Here is a 14,773-nt window from a genome sequence, read left to right as displayed (position 1 = left end):
GCCGGGTCTTGTGCCAAGTCTTATGCCAGCGAGGGGTCAATGCCTTTGCACGCGGCGACCAGACCTTTCACTGCATCAACCGACTTGTCGAACATCGCCTGTTCGTCCTTGTTCAGTTTGATGTCGATGACTTTTTCAACGCCATCCGCGCCGATCACGGTCGGCACGCCGACATACAGACCGTTCAGACCATAAGCACCGTCAACATAGGCCGCGCAGGGCAGAACGCGCTTTTGATCTTTCAGATAGGCTTCCGCCATCTCGATGGCTGATGCAGCCGGCGCATAGAAGGCAGATCCGGTTTTCAGCAGGCCGACGATTTCGGCACCGCCATCACGGGTGCGCTGGATGATGGCATCCAGTTTTTCCTGCGTGGTCCAGCCCATGCTGACCAGGTCGGGCAGCGGAATACCGGCAACCGTCGAATAGCGTGCCAGCGGAACCATGGTGTCGCCGTGACCGCCCAGAACAAAGGCCGATACGTCGCGCATGGACACGCCGAATTCCAGCGACAGGAAGTGGCGGAAACGGCCCGCATCCAGAACGCCCGCCATGCCGACGACTTTTTCAACCGGCAGGCCGCTGAACTGCTGCAGCGCCCAGACCATCGCGTCCAGCGGGTTGGTGATGCAGATCACGAAGGCGTTCGGGGCGTGGGCCTTGATGCCTTCGCCGACCGATTTCATGACCTTCAGGTTGATGCCCAGCAGGTCATCACGGCTCATCCCCGGCTTGCGCGGAACACCGGCGGTCACGATGCAGACATCAGCCCCTGCGATATCGGCATAGTCATTGGCGCCTTTCAGGCTGGCATCGAAACCTTCGACCGGGCCGGATTGCGCAATGTCCAGTGCCTTGCCCTGTGGCGTCCCTTCCGAGATGTCGAACAGGACGACATCGCCCAGTTCCTTCATCGCGGCCAGATGTGCCAAAGTGCCGCCGATCTGCCCCGCACCGATAAGTGCGATTTTGGGTCGGGCCATGTTAAACCTCCGGTTTCATAGGATGGATTGTTGCGAGGTTGGTTAGTCCCTTGGCGTGGGAATCGCAAGGGACCGGCAACAATGATGGCCCTAACACTTGTGTCCGCCGGCACATGGCTGCATTCAAAGCAGGCGAAAATGGGGGAAACCATGCTGGATCTGACGCTTGAGGGATGGATTCTGGCAATCATCGCGTCGATTGCAATCGGATTGGCAAAGGGCGGGCTGGCGATGGTTGCGATCATCTCGGTCCCGATCCTGTCATTGGTCATGTCGCCGGTGCAGGCGGCCGGGTTGATGCTGCCGGTCTATATCCTGTCGGATGTCGGTGGGCTGATCGCGTTTCGCCGTAATTTCGATATTCGGGTGCTGAAAACCGCGCTGCCGGGGGCCGTGGCCGGCATCGGGATCGGCTGGGCTACCGCGCATATCGTGCCGGTGTGGGGCGTCACGCTGATTGTCGGTCTGATCGGTCTGATTTTTGCGCTGAATGCGCTGATCCGTCCCGATTTGGGCCACGATGCCCGCCAGCCGTCTCCGGTCAAGGGCAATTTCTGGGGAATGCTGGCCGGTTACACCAGCTTTGTCAGCCATTCCGGCGCACCACCATGGCAGGTATACGTTCAGCCGCTGCGGCTGCCGGCGCTGATCTATGCCGGAACGACGACCTGGTTCTTTGCCATCTGCAACTGGATCAAGCTGATCCCCTATGCCGCACTTGGCCAGCTGTCGCTGCCCGCGCTGAAAACAGCAGCCGTCCTGACGCCTGTCGCGCTGATTTCGGTCTGGCTCGGTTTGCGGCTGGTCAGGATCATGCCACAGAAAATATTCTATCAGTTTATTACTTGGGGATTGCTTGTCGTGTCGGTTCGTCTGATCTGGCAGGCGTTGATGAGTTGATCGTGCGCAAGGGTTCGAAGAATGGGTTTTCGGGACAAGCTGCTGGGGCAAGAGCGAGCCTCCTGCGAACATCGGAAAGTCGGAAAATATTGCCCCGATTGTGGGCAATTGCTGCAGGTGCCCCGCTATTCACCTGACGAAATGATGGGCGGGCAAAAAGAAATCTGGATGGAGAAAGGTTTTCGCCGCACGCTTGTCGGGCTTACATTGCGTCCAGGTAGGTCGATCCGTATCTTTTTGTTTCAGGACCGAAATTATCTGATCAGGCCATTGGCCTATCTGATCGTCGCGATGTCCTTTTCCCTTTGGGTCGATCATCTTTTTGCCGCTGAAGAGGTCTGCGCACCCGATGATGGACTTTGTCTGGTGTTGCGTGACGATGCCCAGTTTGTTCAGTTGACCTTGATTGGCGTCTTTGCCGTTCTCTATCGGCTGGCGTTTCGTAACGCAGGGTTGAATCTTTGGGAATATTCGGTCGGCTTCGGCTATATCGTCGCACAGGCGACCATGATTGCTTCGCTGATATCCCTTGTTCTGGCGCCGATCAGTTCCGATTGGGACGCTGGGATCAGCATTATATTATATCTCGGTTATACAATCTTTGCGATTGTGCAGTTGCTGAAGATCCGTGGGTTTTGGCATGTTTTTGGCGCGATTATGTTGGGCCTTCTGGCCTATGCTCTCTTCGGGTTCATACTGGTTGGGCTGAGTATCATAGAAACGCTACCCGATGAATGATGCCGCAAGCGCAGAATATTCTGCGATGCAGCAATTCTTTCCTTGCCAATTCTGGCTTGTCGCGCAACATTCACGCAACAAAGTTGCGAGGAGAGTTGAATGACGCGCCCCTATCGTTCGGTTTTGTACATTCCCGCTGCCAATCAGCGTGCAATGGAAAAGGCACAAACCCTGCCCACGGACGCGATCATCTTTGATCTGGAAGACGCCGTGGCACCCGACGCGAAGATTGCGGCGCGCGATGGTCTGGCGGCTGCACTGGGCAATGATTACGGCCAGGGGGCCAAGATCGTCCGTATCAACGGCATGGGCAGCGAATGGGGCAAGGGCGATGCCCTTGCCTGCGCACAGGCTTGGTCTGGCAAGGCAGATGCCGTTCTGATCCCCAAGGTCGATTCCGCTGCCGATCTGGACGCTGTGGCGGCCCTGATCCCTGACCTGCCCCTTTGGGCGATGATGGAAACGCCGTTGGGCATGCTGAATGCCGCCGAAATCGCGGCGCATCCCCGACTTCTAGGCATGGTGATGGGCACCAACGATCTTGCCAAGGAACTGAACAGCCGTTTCCGTGCCGACCGCTTGCCGATGCAGGCGGGTCTTGGCCTGTGCCTGCTGGCGGCCAAGGCTTATGGCAAGGTGATCGTTGATGGGGTCTTCAACGCGTTCAAGGACGAAGAAGGGCTGCGTGCCGAATGCGAGCAGGGCCGCGATATGGGGTTCGACGGCAAGACCCTGATCCATCCCGCGCAACTGGCGATCGCGAACCAGGTTTTTGCGCCCACCGAGGCGGATGTCGACCTTGCCCGTCGTCAGATCGACGCGTTCGAGGCCGCGACCGCAGAGGGCAAGGGCGTCGCCGTCGTCGATGGCAAGATCGTCGAAAACCTGCATGTCGAAACCGCACGCAAGACACTGGACCGGGCGCAGGCTATTGCGGCGATGGGCCAATAGGTTCAACCTGCCGGCGTTTCGACATCCAGCGGAAGGAAGCCAGATGTTTGTCCTGATCCTTGGTGTGGGCCTGTGGTGGGCCGCGCATTTCTTCAAACGCGTCGCGCCCGAGCGTCGTGCGGCGATGGGCGATCCGGGTCGTGGCGTCGTGGCCGGGCTGATCGCGTTGTCCGTTGTCCTGATGATCTTTGGCTATCGGGCAAGCACTGGTCCGGTCTGGTGGGGGCCGTCGCCGGCGCTGGTTGGCATCAACAACCTGCTGATTCTGGTGGCGTTCTATCTGTTCGCGGCCGCAGGAATGAAAACGCGCGTCACCTCGGTCCTTCGCAATCCGCAATTGACCGGCTTTTCGCTGTGGGCCATTGCGCATTTGCTTGTAAACGGGGATCTGCCATCTTTTGTCCTGTTCGGCGGGTTGCTGATCTGGGCCTTGGTTGAAATCGCGGTGCTGAATCGCGCCACCCCCTGGGTTCGTCCGACAGGCCCATTCCCGGTCCGCAAGGAAATCATGGCAGCCGCTGGCGCTGTCATCGTCATGCTGGTTGTCGGCATGATTCATTACTGGCTTGGCTACTGGCCATTCGGAGGCTGAAATGACCACGATCTACCGCTGCATCACCGAGGACGACACCTCTCGGTTCTGCCACCGCGTCAGCGAGGCGCTATCAAAGGGCTGGTCGCTGCATGGCACCCCCACCATGGCCTTTGATCCGGTCAAGGGCGTGATGCGCATGGGCCAGGCGGTCATCAAGGATATTCCCGCAGATTATCACCCTGACATGAAACTGGGACAGCAATGACCAAAACAAATCCGGGCCGTTTCTTCGAGGATTACAAGGTCGGACAGGTGATCCGTCATGCCGTCCCGCGCACCATCGCCGAGGGAGAGCGGGCCCTGTATCACGCGCTGTATCCCGCGCGCCATGCGCTGTATTCCAGCGATGAATTTGCTGCGGATTGCGGGCTGGACGGCAGTCCGATGGACGATCTGATCGCCTTTCACGTCGTCTTTGGCAAAACGGTCCCGGATATCAGTCTGAATGCCGTGGCCAACCTTGGCTATGCCGAAGGGCGCTGGCTGCGTCCGGTGATGCCGGGCGATACGCTGCATTCGGAATCCGAGGTGATCGGGCTGAAGCAGAACTCGAACGGGAAATCCGGCGTGGTTTACGTGCGCACACGCGGCGTGAATCAGGTGGGCGAGACGGTTCTGGAATATGTTCGGTGGGTCATGGTCCGCAAACGAGATCAGGATGCCGACGCGCCCGAAACCGTCATTCCCGAACTGGCCGCGGTCGTCGATCCCGCCGATCTGATCATTCCAGAGGGCCTTAGCTTTGCCAGCTATGATTTTGAACTTGCAGGAGAACCGCATCGTTGGAGTGACTATGCGATAGGTGAGAAAATCGACCATGTCGATGGTGTCACCATTGAAGAGGCCGAACATATGCTGGCCACCCGGCTGTGGCAGAACACGGCCAAGGTTCATTTCGATGCCACCAATCGCGACGATGGCAAGCGGCTGATCTATGGCGGTCACATCATCAGCATGGCTCGCGCGCTGTCGTTCAACGGTCTGGCCAACGCGCAGATGATCGTCGCGCTGAACGGCGGGGCGCATGCCAACCCCTGCTTTGCGGGCGATACCGTTCGCGCCTGGTCCGAGGTTCTGGACAAGGCTGAAACCGCGGCGCCGGGCGTGGGCGCGATCCGGCTGCGGCTGATTGCGACCAAAGGCGACAGTGCTGGCTTTCCATTGAAAGGTGATGACGGGAAATATCTGCCCGAAGTTCTGCTGGATCTGGATTATTGGGCGCTGATGCCGACATAAGATTTTGATTATTTGTTTTAAATCAAAATCATATCTGGAAACCTCACGTGAATTCTTGCCGTGTTTTTTCAGGCCTGCTGCTGCTGACGCTTCTGGCGTTGGCAGTCAGCTATGGGGGGGCGTGGCATCCCGCAGGCGATGCAATGGCGGTATTCCGGCCCGTCTTTGCCCTTGCTGCGATGTTTTTGGGACTGTTGCTGCGGTCGCGGGCAGGTGTCTTTGCGGCCTTTCTGGGGGCGATCGCATTGTCGCCGATCCTGTGGATGATGCGTCCTGTTGCCCAACCCGCCGAAGGGCTGATCGTCTATCAAAAAAATCTGTCCTTTCGCATGCAAAATCACGAGGCGATCATTGCGGATATCCGCGACAGCGGTGCCAATATCGTGCTGCTGCAAGAGGTAACCGACAGCAACCTGCCGGTGATCCGATCGCTGGCGAATAGCCATCCCTATCAGCAGATTTGCGTAGCGCATTCCGTTGGGGGCGTCGCCATCCTGTCCGATATGCCGTTTCGGGGCGCACCTACCTGTCCCAATGTGCGCGGTTCGGCGTTTGCCAGTATCGTGACCCCCTACGGCCTGCTCTCTGTCGCGGCGCTGCATTTACACTGGCCCTGGCCATATGGGCAGGCATCGCAGATGGAAGCCTTGCTGCCGCAGTTGCGGGATTTGCCGCGACCCGTGCTGATCGGTGGCGATTTCAACATGGTTCCGTGGTCGCATCTTGACCGCGTCACGACGGCAGCCACCGATACCACTGTCGCAAGACCGGTTCGACCAAGCCTGAATTTGGAACAGATCTATCCCATGCCGATCGATCGGATTCTGATCCCGCAAGGTTGGACAGGTCATGTTCAGATGCGGGACAGGTTGGGGTCAGATCATCGCGGCATGTTGTTGCGGCTGTCGTCCCGGTCGCAAGGGAATTTGTCGCAATAAGCGGGCAGGGGTCAGCGTTGAACGCCGCCGACAAGGCCATGTGGTGTGACCTTGTGCCGTCGGCGTGAAGTTGGCCATCCAGCCGCGGATTCCATTTGCAAGCTGACCCGGAAGCGTCGGCCTGACAGGGCGGTGATGCTGTGCGAGGCCTTCATATGTGGCCATTTCATTGCGATGTCATGATTCCCGGCTCGCCCGTCGGCTTCGACGCGCCTGGGCAATGCGATTGCCGCTTGTGTAAATTCTGCGGGCGGATTTTTGCGTGAATACCGATGTTTGCGCTAATTCAAGAGGCGGGGCTTCGTGGAGTTCACGTTTTCATCGGAAGCTGTGATCACAGTTGATGCGCGTGTGATCGCAAATGCTGAAATCGATGCTTTTTCGTCCGAAGGTCTGGTATCTTCCGGTGACAGGTGGCAGTAATGGCGGCAATACACGCGCCAACCGCCAGCCCCGCGCGGCCAGCCAAAAGCCTGCGACGGGACGTGCCAGAACCGACAAAGGAGCGCCGCATCATGGCAGATGTGAACCGGGGCAACCGGCCGCTTTCTCCCCATCTTCAGGTCTACAAGCTGCCCGTGGCGGCCGTGACCTCTATCATGACCCGGATTACCGGTCACGCATTGGTGGCAGGTATCCTGCTGCTGGTCTGGTGGCTGGTTGCTGCCGTCAGCAGTCCGGGTGCCTTTGCCTGCGCCGATTGGGTCGTGCGGTCCTGGATCGGCTTTGTCGTCCTTGCAGGTTCGACCTGGGCGCTTTGGTATCACACGCTGGCCGGTATCCGGCACCTGTTCTACGACGCAGGTATCGGGCTTGAGATCGAGCAGGCTCGGAATTCCTCTTGGATCATCATCATCGGCTCGGTCATTCTGACGCTGCTGTCGATCATCATTTTCTTCTTGGCCTAAGGCGAGGGAACAAGGATGCGTTATGTAACTCCGCTGAAAGCCGCCGAAGGCCTGGGTTCTGCCCATACCGGCACACAACATCACTGGGCCATGACGGTCAGCGCCTGTGCGCTGGTTCTGCTGACGCCAGCTTTCTTGCTGGTCGTGGGCAATGCCATCGGCCTGCCGCAAGAAGGCGTCATCGCCTATTTCGGACGGCCCTATCCGGCCATCGTGACCGCCTTGTTCGTGATCGTGGGCATGGTCCACTTCATCAAGGGCACGCGGATCATGATCGACGACTATTTCCATCATACGGCGCGCAAGGTGGCGATCATCGTTTCGGTGATTTTCAGCTGGGCGGTCATTGCGGCGGCGGTTTATGCGCTGGTCAAAATGGCATTCGTCACCATTGTGATCTGAGGATACCATGGCAGAAAAAGACATCCCGCATTTGGCGGATTACGAAATCGTCACGCATGAATATGATGTCGTCGTCGTCGGCGCCGGTGGTGCCGGTTTGCGGGCGACGCTGGGCATGGCCGAACAGGGCCTGCGCACCGCCTGTGTGACCAAGGTTTTCCCGACCCGTTCGCATACCGTTGCGGCGCAGGGCGGCATTGCGGCGTCGCTGTCGAACATGGGTCCGGACAATTGGCAGTGGCATATGTATGACACGGTCAAGGGCTCGGACTGGTTGGGCGATACGGATGCGATGGAATATCTGGCGCGTTCGGCCCCTGCGGCGGTTTACGAGCTGGAACATTACGGCGTGCCGTTTTCGCGCACCGAAGAGGGCAAGATCTATCAGCGCCCGTTTGGTGGCCACACGACCGAATTCGGCGAAGGTCCACCCGTGCAGCGCACCTGCGCCGCGGCCGACCGCACCGGCCACGCGATCCTGCACACGCTGTATGGTCAGTCGCTGAAGGAAAATGCCGAATTCTTCATTGAATATTTGGCGCTGGACCTGATCATCACCGATGGCAAATGCACCGGCGTTGTGACGTGGAAGCTGGATGACGGCACGATCCATGTGTTCAACGCCAAGATGGTGGTGCTGGCCACCGGCGGCTATGGCCGCGCCTATTTCAGCGCGACCAGCGCCCATACCTGCACCGGCGATGGTGGCGGCATGGTGGCCCGCGCGGGTCTGCCGCTGCAGGACATGGAATTTGTGCAGTTCCACCCGACCGGGATCTACGGCTCTGGCTGCCTGATCACCGAAGGTGCGCGCGGCGAAGGCGGCTATCTGACCAACAGCGACGGCGAACGCTTCATGGAGCGGTATGCCCCGACCTACAAAGACCTTGCCAGCCGCGATGTCGTCTCGCGTTGCATGACCATCGAAATCCGCGAAGGCCGGGGTGTGGGCGAGCATAAGGATCACATTTTCCTGAACCTGATGCACCTGCCGCCGGAAACCTTGCACGAACGTCTGCCGGGCATCTCGGAATCCGCCAAGATTTTCGCGGGTGTCGATGTGACGCGCGAGCCGATCCCGGTTCTGCCGACCGTTCACTATAATATGGGCGGTATCCCGACGAATTACTGGGGCGAGGTTCTGAACCCGACCGAAGAAGCGCCGGACCAGATATTCCCCGGCCTGATGGCTGTGGGCGAGGCTGGTTGTGCCAGCGTGCATGGTGCAAACCGTCTTGGTTCCAATTCGCTGATCGACCTTGTGGTCTTCGGGCGTGCAGCCGCGATTCGCGCGGGCGAAGTGATTGACCGCGCAGCCCCGATCCCCGGCACCAATCAGGATGCCGTGGACCGGATCATGGCGCGTTTCGACAGCATCCGCTTTGCCGATGGCAATACGCCGACGGCCAAGCTGCGCGATGAAATGCAGCGGACGATGCAGGCGGATGCCGCCGTGTTCCGCACGGACAAGACGCTGGCCGAAGGTGTCGAGAAGATGGAGGTCATCGCGGCAAAGCTGGATGATCTGAAAGTCACCGACCGCGGCCTGATCTGGAACAGCGACCTGATGGAGACGCTGGAACTGACCAACCTGATGCCTAACGCGTTGGCAACCATCGTCGGCGCCGAAGCTCGCAAGGAAAGCCGTGGCGCGCATGCCCACGAAGACTGGCCCGAGCGGGATGACGCCAACTGGCGCAAGCACTCGCTTGCGTGGGTGGATGGAAACAAGGTTAAACTGGCATATCGCCCCGTTCACCTCGAACCGCTGACAAAGCAAGAGGATGGCGGAATCGACTTGAAGAAAATAGCTCCGAAAAAGAGGGTTTACTGATGCGTTTTCATATCTTTGCGGCTCTTGGTACAGCGGCTCTGACCTTGTCTGCCTGCGCCACGCAAATGCCGACGACGACCTCGCCCGTTGCGCCGGGCGTGACCAGCCCGGTTCAGCCAACCGTTCTGGACGCGGCGTCCCGCCAGATCGCGCGGAACGTGATCAACACCGAAATGCAGAAGCGTCTGCCCGGTGCGAACGTGTCGCCTTATACCGATTGTGTCATCAACAACGCGACCACGGCCGAGCTGATCGACATTGCGCAGGCCGCAAGCTCGGGTGCGTCGGGCACCGCCAACAGCGTCGCCACGATCGTCTCGCGCCCGGCAACGACGCAGTGCATCGCATCCGCTGCACGCAGCACCGGCACCGCCTGAACTGATGTTGGCACGCGCAGGCATCTTTACGTTCTTGCCGCTTCTGGCGGTGCTGGCCTCTTGCGGGCCGGTGCCACTAGAGCAGGCTGAGCGGACATGCCTGCGCGACGCCGACCTTGCCCAACGCCCGCGCGGCTCGATTGCGATTGGCGGCGGCAGCGGCGGCGCGTTTGGTCGGATCGAGATGGAAGTATCCGACGATTATCTGATGCGCCGTGACCCGTCCGATGTGTATAACCGCTGTGTTCTAAGCCGCTCTGGGCAGATGCCTACGCGCCCGCTGGATGACCAGCTGGGGTGGCGGGGGTAGGCGCGAATGGGGAAGGCGCAGAAAACGGCCCGCCGTCTGATCGTTCATCTTGGCGTGCAGAAAACCGGCAGCACAGGTTTGCAGCGGCATTTGCAACTGAATGCCGATGCCCTGGCGGATCGCCTGATCCTGCTGACGCCCGAAAAAGGATCGCCGATGCGGCCTTTGGGGCGGGCGGCGGTGGCCTATAGTCTGGCACCTGCTGAAAAGACTGCCCGTGCATTGGAAGATGCGCTGCGCGAGGTCTTGGTGACACTGCCCGACAATGATCTGCCAGTGCTGCTGAGCCACGAAAATCTTGCAGGCGCGATGCCCGGGAATGGTGGTGAAACCGCGCTTTATCCTGCATTGCCGCAAATCACGCGCATCGTTCGGGAAACCGCAGCGGATTTCGCCGTCGATTTCGTCATTTATACGCGTGAGATGTCGAACTGGAAGCCAAGCGTCTGGGCGCAGGCGGTGCGAACCGACGGTTATGCCCGGACCTTGCCGGATTTTCTGGACGAGACCAAGGCGCTGCCCGCGTGGGATGATCTGATCGCCCGGATCGAAAACGTGATCGGCGCCGCCAATATCATCAGTGTCCGGCTGGAGGATGAGCCGAAGGACGGCCATCCCGGTCGCCTGTTGCTGCGTCACGCCGGATTGCCTGATGCACAGATCGACGCGCTTGATCCGTTGGATGAAACTGCCAATCCGCGCTTTAACAGCGGATCGACCGAATTTCTGCGCCGCCTGAATGAAGCGGCGCTTAACCCGCATGCCCGTGGCAAGGTCGTCGATCTTGTCGCCCGCGCTCAACATCTGTTTACGGCTGATACGCCGTCCGAAGGCACTCTCTGAAAGGAGCACCCAATGGTCCAGTTCACCCTGCCCAAGAATAGTCAGATCCGGGTCGGCAAGACCTGGCCAAAGCCAGAGGGCGCGAAAAATGTGAAGAAATTCCAGATCTATCGGTGGGATCCCGATACCGGGGAAAACCCCCGGCTGGACACCTATTTCCTTGATCTGGACAAGACCGGACCGATGGTTCTGGACGCATTGATCAAGATCAAGAATGAGATTGACCCGACGCTGACCTTCCGCCGGTCCTGCCGTGAGGGGATCTGCGGTTCCTGCGCCATGAATATCGGTGGCGGCAACCATCTGGCCTGTATCTATGGCATTGATGAAATCAAGGGCGACATCGCCATCTATCCGCTGCCGCATATGCCGGTCGTCAAGGACCTGATCCCGGATCTGACGCATTTCTATGCCCAGCATGCCAGCATCAATCCCTATCTGATCACCAAATCGCCGATGCCGGGCAAGGAATGGCGGCAATCGGTCGAAGATCGTAAAAAGCTGGACGGGCTTTATGAATGCATCATGTGCGCGTCTTGTTCGACCGCATGCCCATCCTATTGGTGGAACGGTGACCGTTATCTTGGGCCGGCGGCGCTGCTGGCCGCCTATCGCTGGATCATCGACAGCCGCGATGAGGCAACGGGCGAGCGTCTGGACAATCTGGAAGACCCCTTCAAGCTGTATCGTTGCCACACGATCATGAACTGCACCAATACCTGTCCCAAAGGGCTGAACCCGGCCAAGGCGATTGCGTCGATCAAACATATGATGGTCGACCGGATCGTTTGATCTGGCAGCTGGGGGCTTCGCGCCCCCAGACCCCCGCGGGGTATTTTGACAAAGAAGAAAGCGCCAAAGGGGTTAACCTTTGGCCCTTTCTTTATTTTGGGTGGTCGGTGGTCGGTGGTCGGTGGTCGGTGGTCGGTGGTCGGTGGGCGTCAGCCCTCGATCTTGCCGAAATCGGCGATCTGGCGGCCTGCCTCGCGGATGCGGGACAGCAGGTTCAGGCGGTTGCGCCGGACGATCTGGTTGTCGGTATTGACCTGCACTGCCTCGAAGAAGGCGTCGATGGGGCCACGAAGCGCGGCGATGGCCGTCATGGCGGCGGGGAAATCTTCCTTGGCCATGGCGTCCTTGATTGCCGGTTCGGCGGTGTCGAGCGCGGTGAACAGGGCGCGTTCCTCATCTGTCTCGGCGAATTTCGGGTCGGCGCCGAATCTGTATTCGACGCCGTCCTTGGCCTCGGCCTGTGTCAGGATATTGCTGGCGCGCTTGATGCCCTGGGTCAGGTTCTTGCCGTCATCGGTTTTCAGCATGTCGTTCAGCGCCGTGGCCCGGTTCGCCACCAGCACGAGGTCGTCATTGCCGGGCTGGGCAAGGACGGCGTCGATGATGTCATGGCGGATGCCCTGGTCGCGGAGGTAGACCTTGAGGCGGTCGTGGAGGAAGGCGAGGAGGTCGGAGGCGATCGATTCAGCGTCAGATAGCAAATCTTGCCCAGATGTTTTGGGGCGATCTAAGATTGCATGTAATGTATTACTATCTAGCGTCATCGAGGCCGATGGCATTACGATTTCTCCCGTTTGGAACTGGGTTACCAGTTCTTCCGCCATCAATTGATCTTCATCGACACCTAGCGCTTGCGCGTAAGCTTTACGCGCATTATCGATACCTTCTCGGTTGGATTTCGCGTTGCCAAAGTTGCTAAGCGCCCAAAGTAGACGTCCTACGAGGAGGCTGTTCAGTTGCAATTTAATATCGTTGTTCAGCAGTAGTCTGATCACACCTAAAGCTGCCCTTCTGAGCGCAAAAGGATCTTTTGAACCCGTTGGCTTTTCATCAATTGCCCAAAAACTGCTAAGGATATCAATCTTATCTGCCAAAGCCACGGCTACAGATACAGGCGCTGTAGGCACCTCATCAGACGGGCCGAGCGGTGCATAGTGTTCGCGAGCCGCCTTACTTATCGCTTCAATTGATGCCTCATCAGCATTTTGTTGCTTTCCCGCCTCGCCAACATAATATTTTCCCATTACGCCCTGAAGCTCAGGAAACTCGCCGACCATTGCGCTTCGAAGATCGAGCTTCGCTAGGTTTGCTGCAAGCACAGCGTGTTCGACATCCGCCCCGACCGCTATTGCGGTCTCCCTCGCTATGTGCGCGATGCGCCGAACGCGTGCTGCTTGTGACCCCAATTCGTTGTGGAAAGTCACCGATTTCAGGCCCTCGGCCCAGTTTTCCATCCCCGCCCGCGCCTCGCGCAGGTCGTTGTCATAAAAGAAGGCCGCATCCGACAGCCGTGCGGCCAGAACGCGCTGGTTTCCGGCAAGGATGGTTGCGCCATCGTCAGGGGTTACGATATTTGCGACGGTCACAAACCCCTCGATCCGGCCGGTTTTCGGGTTCCGGGCCGAGAAGAATTTCTGGTGTTCCTTCATCGAGGTTTGCAGGACTTCGGGCGGCAGGTCCAGAAAGCGGTCCTCGATCACGCCCATCAGCGGCACGGGCCATTCGACCAGACCGGCAACCTCGGCCAGCAAGCCGTCGTCGGGCACGATGTCCCAGCCACGGGCAAAGGCAAGGCTGTCAGCCTCTTGCCTGATCGCGGCTGCGCGTTCGTCGCTGTCCAGCATGACGCGGGCGCGGCGCAGTTTGGCGACGTAATCGTCAAAGCCGGTGACAGTGAAGGCGTCGGGGGCCATGAAACGGTGACCGCGTGTGGTATTGCCCGAAGTGATACCCTCGACCGTCAGTGGCACGACGGTGCTGCCGGATTCGTCGCTGAGCAGGCAGATGATCGAATGCAGCGGACGGACCCACCGAAGGCTGCCCGCGCCCCATCTCATGGATTTTGGCCACGGGAAATCGCGGATGGTGCGCTCCAGAACGTCGGCCACGATGTCGGCGGCGGGGCGACCGGGCTTGGTGATGGTGGCGAACCAGACCTGACCTTTCTTGTCGTCGCGGGCTTCCAGCTGATCGCGGGTCAGGCCGGTCGAGCGCAAAAAGCCGTCCAGTGCCGCATCGGGCGCATCGGTGCGCGGGCCTTTGCGTTCTTCGCGGGTGGTCGGGCTGTTGGCCGACAATCCTTCGACCGTCAGTGCCAGACGGCGCGGCGTGCTGAAGGCGCCGGCGCTGGTATAGGTCAAGCCAGCTTCGACCAGACCATCGGTCACAAGGCGTTGCAGGTCGGCGCGGGCGCGGGCCTGCATCCGGGCGGGGATTTCCTCGGAAAAGAGTTCGATCAGCAAATCGGGCATCAGTCCATCACTCCGCGTTCCGGGGATTTGTCGTTAATCTGGTTCCAGCCGAAGACACGGCCATCGGGATAGATTGCCAGCACACGGTCCACATCGGGGTGGATTTCGGACTGGGACAGATAGGCTTTGGCAATGCCTGCTTCCAGATCATGTCCGATCTGTTCGGCGTCGAAACAGTCGAACCAACCGGGACCATAGCTGGGCAGGGGATTGTCATAGGGGACGGCATCCGTCGGCACATCAGACAACTTTGCGCAGGCCCGCCAACGATGCGGCGCACTATTGGCGTCAATGCCCTCGAAATCCGTGACGTGCAGGCTGATCGGACCACTTTTTGTTTCGATAAACAGTGCAGCTTCGGGTGCGTCGGGGGCGATGCTGTCGTAATACATGTATTCCTGCGCATACCAGATGCCGCCGCCCACGATGAGGGCAGAGCCGAGGATGGCAAGGACTGGCCATTTGCCGTTCATGCCGACACCTGCATTCCGTGAA

At 59.2% G+C, this 14,773-nt stretch carries 17 protein-coding genes; 14 read left to right on the top strand and 3 right to left on the bottom strand.

Features of this window, described 5'->3' with window-relative positions; genetic code table 11:
• Positions 1 to 20: 20 nt before the first annotated feature.
• A complete protein-coding gene (mdh, locus tag H4P12_RS09795) occupies positions 21 to 983 on the bottom strand; it encodes a malate dehydrogenase (protein ID WP_187793510.1) in 963 nt (320 codons plus the stop codon).
• A 150-nt stretch (positions 984 to 1,133) separates the two neighbouring features.
• On the opposite strand from mdh, the gene H4P12_RS09790 reads away from it, so the two are divergent.
• From H4P12_RS09790 to H4P12_RS09725, 14 genes are all read left to right on the top strand, one after another.
• Entirely contained in the window at positions 1,134 to 1,883 is a 750-nt protein-coding gene (locus tag H4P12_RS09790) for a sulfite exporter TauE/SafE family protein (protein ID WP_187793974.1), read from the top strand.
• 108 nt (positions 1,884 to 1,991) lie between these two features.
• Positions 1,992 to 2,621: a DUF3667 domain-containing protein gene (locus tag H4P12_RS09785; protein ID WP_187793509.1), complete on the top strand. Its 630-nt coding sequence runs from the start codon at positions 1,992 to 1,994 to the stop codon at positions 2,619 to 2,621.
• A 99-nt stretch (positions 2,622 to 2,720) separates the two neighbouring features.
• Entirely contained in the window at positions 2,721 to 3,572 is an 852-nt protein-coding gene (locus H4P12_RS09780) for an HpcH/HpaI aldolase/citrate lyase family protein (RefSeq protein ID WP_187793508.1), read from the top strand.
• 43 nt (positions 3,573 to 3,615) lie between these two features.
• Entirely contained in the window at positions 3,616 to 4,164 is a 549-nt protein-coding gene (locus H4P12_RS09775; RefSeq protein WP_187793507.1) for an NnrU family protein, read from the top strand.
• 1 nt (position 4,165) lies between these two features.
• Positions 4,166 to 4,372, top strand: coding sequence for a DUF1737 domain-containing protein (locus tag H4P12_RS09770; protein ID WP_187793506.1), 207 nt, complete (start codon positions 4,166 to 4,168; stop codon positions 4,370 to 4,372).
• The gene (locus tag H4P12_RS09765; protein ID WP_187793505.1) at positions 4,369 to 5,403 is read left to right on the top strand and encodes a MaoC family dehydratase; all 1,035 of its coding nucleotides are present in this window, start codon (positions 4,369 to 4,371) and stop codon (positions 5,401 to 5,403) included. Before H4P12_RS09770 ends, H4P12_RS09765 begins: the two co-directional genes overlap by 4 nt.
• 47 nt (positions 5,404 to 5,450) lie before the next feature.
• A complete protein-coding gene (locus H4P12_RS09760; protein ID WP_187793504.1) occupies positions 5,451 to 6,341 on the top strand; it encodes an endonuclease/exonuclease/phosphatase family protein in 891 nt (296 codons plus the stop codon).
• A 515-nt stretch (positions 6,342 to 6,856) separates the two neighbouring features.
• Positions 6,857 to 7,249 (top strand): succinate dehydrogenase, cytochrome b556 subunit, encoded by a 393-nt coding sequence (sdhC, locus tag H4P12_RS09755; protein ID WP_187793503.1) that lies wholly within the window; start codon positions 6,857 to 6,859, stop codon positions 7,247 to 7,249.
• 15 nt (positions 7,250 to 7,264) lie between these two features.
• Positions 7,265 to 7,651, top strand: coding sequence for a succinate dehydrogenase, hydrophobic membrane anchor protein (locus H4P12_RS09750; RefSeq protein WP_187793502.1), 387 nt, complete (start codon positions 7,265 to 7,267; stop codon positions 7,649 to 7,651).
• 31 nt (positions 7,652 to 7,682) lie between these two features.
• Positions 7,683 to 9,485 (top strand): succinate dehydrogenase flavoprotein subunit, encoded by a 1,803-nt coding sequence (sdhA, locus tag H4P12_RS09745; protein ID WP_187793973.1) that lies wholly within the window; start codon positions 7,683 to 7,685, stop codon positions 9,483 to 9,485.
• Positions 9,485 to 9,862: a hypothetical protein gene (locus H4P12_RS09740; protein WP_187793501.1), complete on the top strand. Its 378-nt coding sequence runs from the start codon at positions 9,485 to 9,487 to the stop codon at positions 9,860 to 9,862. Before sdhA ends, H4P12_RS09740 begins: the two co-directional genes overlap by 1 nt.
• Before the next feature lie 4 nt (positions 9,863 to 9,866).
• Positions 9,867 to 10,172 carry a hypothetical protein gene (locus tag H4P12_RS09735; RefSeq protein ID WP_187793500.1) on the top strand — a complete coding sequence of 102 codons (306 nt, stop codon included), beginning with the start codon at positions 9,867 to 9,869 and terminating at the stop codon, positions 10,170 to 10,172.
• Between the two features lie 6 nt (positions 10,173 to 10,178).
• Complete coding sequence (locus tag H4P12_RS09730; protein ID WP_187793499.1) at positions 10,179 to 11,015, top strand: hypothetical protein; 837 nt, start codon at positions 10,179 to 10,181, stop codon at positions 11,013 to 11,015.
• A 12-nt stretch (positions 11,016 to 11,027) separates the two neighbouring features.
• Positions 11,028 to 11,807, top strand: a complete 780-nt coding sequence (locus H4P12_RS09725) for a succinate dehydrogenase iron-sulfur subunit (protein ID WP_187793498.1) — start codon at positions 11,028 to 11,030, stop codon at positions 11,805 to 11,807.
• Between the two features lie 149 nt (positions 11,808 to 11,956).
• On the opposite strand, the gene glyS is transcribed toward H4P12_RS09725, so the two are convergent.
• Positions 11,957 to 14,278 (bottom strand): glycine--tRNA ligase subunit beta, encoded by a 2,322-nt coding sequence (gene glyS, locus H4P12_RS09720; RefSeq protein ID WP_187793497.1) that lies wholly within the window; start codon positions 14,276 to 14,278, stop codon positions 11,957 to 11,959.
• Complete coding sequence (locus H4P12_RS09715; protein ID WP_187793496.1) at positions 14,278 to 14,751, bottom strand: DUF6446 family protein; 474 nt, start codon at positions 14,749 to 14,751, stop codon at positions 14,278 to 14,280. The genes glyS and H4P12_RS09715 overlap by 1 nt, the downstream gene beginning before the upstream one ends.
• Between the last annotated feature and the right edge of the window lie 22 nt (positions 14,752 to 14,773).

Source organism: Paracoccus amoyensis (assembly GCF_014490725.1).
GTDB lineage: Bacteria > Pseudomonadota > Alphaproteobacteria > Rhodobacterales > Rhodobacteraceae > Paracoccus > Paracoccus amoyensis.
Note: the sequence above shows the minus strand (reverse complement) of the source record. Positions and strands in the feature narration are given on the sequence as shown.

Excerpts from the sequence above, each read along its gene's own strand:
- H4P12_RS09715 (WP_187793496.1), bottom strand. The coding sequence starts at position 14,751 with ATGAACGGCAAATGGCCAGTCCTTGCCATCCTCGGCTCTGCCCTCATC.
- H4P12_RS09740 (WP_187793501.1), top strand. The coding sequence starts at position 9,485 with ATGCGTTTTCATATCTTTGCGGCTCTTGGTACAGCGGCTCTGACCTTG.
- mdh (WP_187793510.1), bottom strand. The coding sequence starts at position 983 with ATGGCCCGACCCAAAATCGCACTTATCGGTGCGGGGCAGATCGGCGGC.
- H4P12_RS09780 (WP_187793508.1), top strand. The coding sequence starts at position 2,721 with ATGACGCGCCCCTATCGTTCGGTTTTGTACATTCCCGCTGCCAATCAG.
- glyS (WP_187793497.1), bottom strand. The coding sequence starts at position 14,278 with ATGCCCGATTTGCTGATCGAACTCTTTTCCGAGGAAATCCCCGCCCGG.
- H4P12_RS09750 (WP_187793502.1), top strand. The coding sequence starts at position 7,265 with ATGCGTTATGTAACTCCGCTGAAAGCCGCCGAAGGCCTGGGTTCTGCC.
- H4P12_RS09725 (WP_187793498.1), top strand. The coding sequence starts at position 11,028 with ATGGTCCAGTTCACCCTGCCCAAGAATAGTCAGATCCGGGTCGGCAAG.
- H4P12_RS09775 (WP_187793507.1), top strand. The coding sequence starts at position 3,616 with ATGTTTGTCCTGATCCTTGGTGTGGGCCTGTGGTGGGCCGCGCATTTC.
- H4P12_RS09790 (WP_187793974.1), top strand. The coding sequence starts at position 1,134 with ATGCTGGATCTGACGCTTGAGGGATGGATTCTGGCAATCATCGCGTCG.
- H4P12_RS09730 (WP_187793499.1), top strand. The coding sequence starts at position 10,179 with ATGGGGAAGGCGCAGAAAACGGCCCGCCGTCTGATCGTTCATCTTGGC.
- H4P12_RS09765 (WP_187793505.1), top strand. The coding sequence starts at position 4,369 with ATGACCAAAACAAATCCGGGCCGTTTCTTCGAGGATTACAAGGTCGGA.
- H4P12_RS09735 (WP_187793500.1), top strand. The coding sequence starts at position 9,867 with ATGTTGGCACGCGCAGGCATCTTTACGTTCTTGCCGCTTCTGGCGGTG.
- H4P12_RS09770 (WP_187793506.1), top strand. The coding sequence starts at position 4,166 with ATGACCACGATCTACCGCTGCATCACCGAGGACGACACCTCTCGGTTC.
- sdhC (WP_187793503.1), top strand. The coding sequence starts at position 6,857 with ATGGCAGATGTGAACCGGGGCAACCGGCCGCTTTCTCCCCATCTTCAG.